A 4,290-nucleotide genomic window follows, 5' to 3' on the forward strand; every position below is an offset into this window, starting at 1 on the left:
GGGCGACGGCGAGGGCGAGAACAAGGCAGGTACGAGCGAGCATGGGATCCCCGGATTGAGTGCGAACCAGAGGAAAAGTAGCAGAGCCGGTTGTGATGCGCTTGGGTTGACCCCCATGATGTGTCATTCGTCATCGGAAGGCAGGCATGGATCCCTCCGTACTCGATAACCCGCTGTGGTACTCGCTGACCGGTGAGCACGCAGCGCTGGCCCGGCGATCGGGCGATGCGCTCTGGTATGGCGATGCCTATGCACCCTTCGTGGCGGTGGCGAGCCCGGCTGCGCATGTGGCTGACGATCCGCGGCTGGTGGGCCGGCGTTACTTCCTTGGCGTGGCGCCAGCGGTCCTTCCGGAGCGCTGGATGCCCGCACCGGTCGATGCCGGGCACGCGGTCCCCGATACCCTCCAGCTCGTGCGTCCGCTGGATGCTCCCGACCTGGAGACGGAGGAGACCGTGTCCGTGCTCGGCAACGAGCACCGCGAACGCATGCGTGCACTGACCTCGTTGGTCTACCCGGAATTCTTCCGCGAGCACTCGGCGGCACTGGGTACCTATGTGGGCGTGCTGCAGGAGAGCCGGCTCATCGCGATGGCCGGCGAGCGGATGGCGGTCCCGGGTGCCCGCGAAATCAGCGCCGTGTGCACGCATCCGGAGTTCGCCGGACGTGGCCTGGCACGAGCCCTCCTGGTGGCATTAGTGAACCGGCATCGCGCGCAGGGACTGGTTTCCTTCCTGCACGTTTCCGCAGGCAACGAAGGTGCCACGCGGCTCTACGAGAAGCTGGGGTTCGTCCACCGCGCGACGCTGACGCTTACCGCGGTGGACATCGCCAAGTCGCATTGACCGTCGATCACGCGTCGACGCCCAGCAAGGCCTTCGGTTCAAGATACGCCTCGAGACCGAAGCTGCCATATTCGCGCCCCAGTCCGGACTGCTTGAAGCCACCGAACGGCGCCTTCGGCTCGTGCGCAATCGTGTTGACCAGCACGCGGCCGGCATCGATGCGCGAGGCAACGCGGCGTGCGCGGGCTGCATCCGAGGACAGCACATAGGCCTGCAGTCCGTACGGCGTATCGTTGGCGATCGCGATGGCGTCCTCCTCGTCGTCGTACGCAATGATCGACAGCACCGGTCCGAAGATTTCCTCACGCGCGATGACCATGTCGTTGCGCACGTCGGTGAAGACGGTGGGACGGACCAGCCAGCCACGTGAATGGCCRTCCGGACGGCCTTCACCGCCGGCGATCAGGCGTGCGCCTTCCGCGATGCCCTTGCCGATGTAACCCTGGACGCGCTCCCACTGCTTGAGGCTGACCATGGGGCCGACGTCCGTGGCGTGGTCGGCGGGGTCGCCCGAAACGACGGCATTCGCGGCTGCGGCCATGCGTGCTTCGAAGTCCGCAAGGCGCGTGCGCGGCACGAGCAGGCGCGTCCCGGCAATGCAGGCCTGGCCGCTGTTCGCGAAACCGGCCATGACGGCAAGCGGTACCGCAGCATCGAAGTCGGCGTCGTCGAGGATGACCACGGGGGACTTGCCACCGAGCTCCAGGGTGACGCGCTTGAGCGTATCGGCGGCCGCGCGGACGATGCCCTTGCCGACAGCGGTCGAGCCGGTGAACGAGAYCTTGKCGATGTCCGGGCTGCCGACGATGGCCGCGCCGACCACGTCACCACGACCGGTAATGATGTTGAATACCCCGGCCGGTGCGCCCGCCGCGTGCAGTGCCTCGGTGACGACACGCGTCTGCAGGGCGCTCATCTCGCTCGGCTTGATCACCGCGGTGCAGCCGGCGGCGATGGCCGTGGCGAGCTTGCCGCAGATAAAGCCGGCATCGCTGTTCCAAGGCGTGATGAGGCCGACCACGCCGACTGGCTGCATGACCACGGTGGCCGTGCCCATGCGGCGCTCGAAGGCGAAGTGCTCGAGCGTCTCGATGGCGTCGAGGAACACGCTCGACGCGTGCCCGACCATCCAGCGGCCGCGATTGACCGGCGCACCGTACTCCTCGAGCACGGCGGCGAAGAGGTCGTCGCCACGTGCCTCGACAGCCGCATGCATGCGGCGGAGCAGGGCGATGCGCTCGGCAACCGTGGTGCGGGAGAAAGCCGGAAGGGCGCGCTTGGCGGCAGCGATGGCGCGGTGGGCGTCTTCCTGGTCAGCGAGGCGGACGGTGCCGATGACTTCTTCGGTGGCGGGGTTGAACAGCTCGAAGCGCTCTTCGCCGTGCGGTGTAACGAACGCGCCGTCGATGTAAATCTGGTCGATCGTGTGCATGGGATTCTCGGGAAGGGGAGGGGGTTCGATGGAAAGGATGGGCGCAAAGGATTAGCCTGATAAGCCGGACAAATCCGGATGGGCCATGAAGGTGGAGCGGACAATGCGTTCAGGACTGACGGAATTCGAGGCGGTGCTGGCGGTGGCCCGGCTGGGAAGCTTCCGCGCCGCGGCGGCCGAGATGGAGATGTCGACGTCGGCACTCAGCCAGTCGGTGGCCTCCCTCGAAGCTCGATTGGGAGCGCGGCTATTCCATCGGACGACACGCAGCGTCCGCCTTACCGACGCTGGCGAACGGTTCGTGGCAGATCTCGCTCCGGCCGTCGCGGGCATCCGCGACGCCATCGACCGCGCGGGCGAAGAGGCGGCGACACCCAGCGGTACCTTGCGCCTCAACTCCTCCACCGGCGCCGCACGTTGGCTGATGCTGCCGTTCCTCATCCCCTATCTGCAGCGCTATCCGCACGTCCATCTCGATCTGGTCACCGAAGAACGCATGATCGACATCGTTCGAGAGGGCTTCGACGCCGGCTTCCGTACCGTCGACACGGTGCCCGGCGACATGATCGCCGTGCCGCTGGGGCCGCCTATCCGTTTTGCCGTGGTGGGCTCACCTGCCTACTTCGCGGCGCACGGCCGGCCGCAGACACCTGTCGATCTGGCAAAGCATCGCTGCATCCGAGCCCGCATGCCTGCCGGGCATATCTACCACTGGGAGTTCGAACGCCACGGCGAGGCGGTCAGCATCGACGTGGAGGGGCAGGTGACGCTGGGCCAGCCCGACCTCATGCTGGAAGCCGCCCGCGCCGGCCTGGGGCTGACCTACCTGACAGAGTTCAACGTGTCGGAGGATCTTGCGGCCGGCACGCTGGAGCGCGTCCTGGAGGACTGGACCCCTCCCTTCGACCGGCTATGCCTGTATTACCCGGGCCGACGCCACGTGCCGGCCACGTTGCGTGCGCTGATCGACCTCATCAGGGAGCGTGACTGAGCGCATGGGCCAAGCGTCATGGCAAACCTTTGCGAAGCGGGCGGCATCCTATCCGCAAGATTCCACGTCCCGGATGACCCATGCATCGCCGCTTCGCCCTGTTCGCCACGCTCTGCCTCGCTGCTTGGTCGGTCCACGCCGAGGTAACGATCGACGGCCACATCGACCCGACGGAATGGGCGGGCGCGCAACACATCACCGACTTTCGCGACACCCAGCCCAAGACCGGTATGCCTGGCAGCCAGCCGACCGAGGCCTGGGTGCTGTCCACACCGAAAGGCCTCGCCGTGGCCATCCGCGTCACGCAGTCCGCCGATGTTCCACGCTCGAAGCAGCAAACGCGCCGCGACGAGGATGCCCTCGTCGACCGCATCAACGTCATGGTCGACTTCGACGGCGATGGCCGCGTCGGCTACGACTTCGAAGTGCGCTCGCAGGGCGGTGTCGCGGACGAGGTCATCACCAACGAATCCGACTTCAGTTACGACTGGGACGGTCGCTGGGACCACGCGGTCAGCGAAGACGCGGAAGGCTATTCGGTGGAAATCCTGATCCCCTGGTACATCGCGCCGATGCGCCGCGCCGAGGGCGACAACCGCCACATCGGCCTCTATATCGACCGGGTCATTGCTGCGACGGGTGAGCGCATGGCATGGCCGGCGATCAGCTTCGACCAGGGCCGCTTTCTTTCCAGCTTCCAGAAAGTCTCGTTGCCGTCCTACTCGCAATCGCTTTTCGCGGTGACGCCTTACCTGGTCGGACGGGTGGACCGTGGCCACGGCGGCGCATCCTTCCAGGAAGGTGCGGACATCGTGTGGAAACCGAACGGACAGACGCAGCTGACGGCCACGATCAATCCCGATTTCGGTCAGGTGGAGAGTGACGACCTCGTCGTGAACTTCTCGCCGGAAGAAACCTTCTTCACCGACAAGCGCCCGTTCTTTACCGAGAACCAGGGTATTTTCGACTTCAGCCTGCTCGACGATTACTCGCAGCTGGTCTATACGCGGCGTGTCGGTGGC

General features: G+C 66.0%; 4 protein-coding genes. 3 read left to right on the forward strand and 1 reads right to left on the reverse strand.

What is annotated here, in order from left to right:
- The first annotated feature begins 146 nt into the window (after positions 1–146).
- Entirely contained in the window at positions 147–845 is a 699-nt protein-coding gene (locus AC1DT2_RS16750; RefSeq protein ID WP_477297576.1) for a GNAT family N-acetyltransferase, read from the forward strand.
- Positions 846–852: 7 nt separating this feature from the next.
- Here the strand turns inward: AC1DT2_RS16750 and AC1DT2_RS16755 are convergent, their stop codons facing one another.
- Positions 853–2,277: an aldehyde dehydrogenase family protein gene (locus AC1DT2_RS16755; RefSeq protein ID WP_477297578.1), complete on the reverse strand. Its 1,425-nt coding sequence runs from the start codon at positions 2,275–2,277 to the stop codon at positions 853–855.
- Positions 2,278–2,362: 85 nt separating this feature from the next.
- Here AC1DT2_RS16755 and AC1DT2_RS16760 point away from each other — a divergent pair, with 85 nt between their 5' ends.
- Positions 2,363–3,268, forward strand: coding sequence for a LysR family transcriptional regulator (locus tag AC1DT2_RS16760; RefSeq protein WP_477297580.1), 906 nt, complete (start codon positions 2,363–2,365; stop codon positions 3,266–3,268).
- 80 nt (positions 3,269–3,348) lie between these two features.
- On the forward strand, positions 3,349–4,290 hold a 942-nt coding region (locus AC1DT2_RS16765; protein ID WP_477297582.1), incomplete at its 3' end, for a DUF5916 domain-containing protein.

Source organism: Luteibacter sp. P4_E6 (assembly GCF_056401535.1).